Origin of the sequence: Pseudomonas asuensis, assembly GCF_014646755.1 — a bacterium.
GTDB classification, from domain to species: Bacteria; Pseudomonadota; Gammaproteobacteria; order Pseudomonadales; family Pseudomonadaceae; genus Chryseomonas; species Chryseomonas asuensis.
This window is the reverse complement of the sequence record NZ_BMNW01000077.1, coordinates 1-917: the sequence shown is the minus strand read 5'-3', so window position 1 is coordinate 917 and position 917 is coordinate 1. Positions and strand designations below refer to the sequence as shown.

Sequence of the window (917 nt, the reverse complement as noted above, 5' to 3'; positions counted from 1 at the left end):
AGCATGTTCAGGACCAGCCTGATCCGCACGATCCCGACCATAAGCAACGTCAGCATTTGGCACAGCTTGCCCAGCGAAGCCTGGGTGGGGGTAACCTGAAACTCCACGCGCTCCAGCCTGGAGCGGCCGTCTATAAGGGACCCATGAACTCCCGGGAGACAGGCCCTGCCGAACTCACCCTGTGCGTCAAAGGCAACGAGCAGAGCCACTACTATATCGCAGACATCACGCTGACCGGGTTAAGCGCGGGCTCGACTCCTCAATCGGTCTCTTTGCCTGGACCCAGAGCCGAAAACAACCCTGCGCTATCGGGGCAACAGCCGATTGCGACTCACTTGGCTACAGATACAAGGGTTGCCCAAAGACCGTTAACGCAAGTTCAAGGTAATGCTCAGGAGGCCTACACCTCTGCGCTTGCTTTCGACGCATCGATCAATATCCTGGCCACAGCACCTTCGTACAGCGACTCGGAGATAGTTCAGCCGTTTAGTACTGGTCCTATCCGCCATTCGTCATCCCGGGAGGCCGTGCGCCAAAGCCCTTACCCGCGCTCACCACGTCTGGCAGCCTCTGGCTTAAGGGATGTAGGGGCTGCTCTACTGCAAGGCTCTTTTGAGCCTAACCGTAACGGCCGCGCCCTACAGCGGCCTGCCGTTGCCGAGCATCAACTGGTCATGGCCTTGCTGCCACAGAGCCTAAGTCAGCAAGAACGCTCAAGGGTCAATCGCTTCCTGTGCCATCTGGAGCAACAGGGCCAGACCTGGTCGCAGCTGTGGCCTGACCGCAGTGATCCTCGTCCCGCCGCACTCGAAAGCGCCGTTAACGAAGGGATTAGTCGGCATGGCCTACCTAGTCAAACACGAGCAGTGCTCAACAGGGCGTTGGGGCTTGTGCTGGTAGCCGAATCGGGACGGGTG

At 59.1% G+C, this 917-nt stretch carries 1 protein-coding gene; it reads left to right on the top strand.

The features are described 5' to 3' along the window. Positions 1-143: 143 nt before the first annotated feature. Positions 144-917, top strand: a 774-nt coding sequence (locus IEX86_RS24740) for a hypothetical protein (protein WP_229685507.1), incomplete at its 3' end; no start/stop codon positions are given.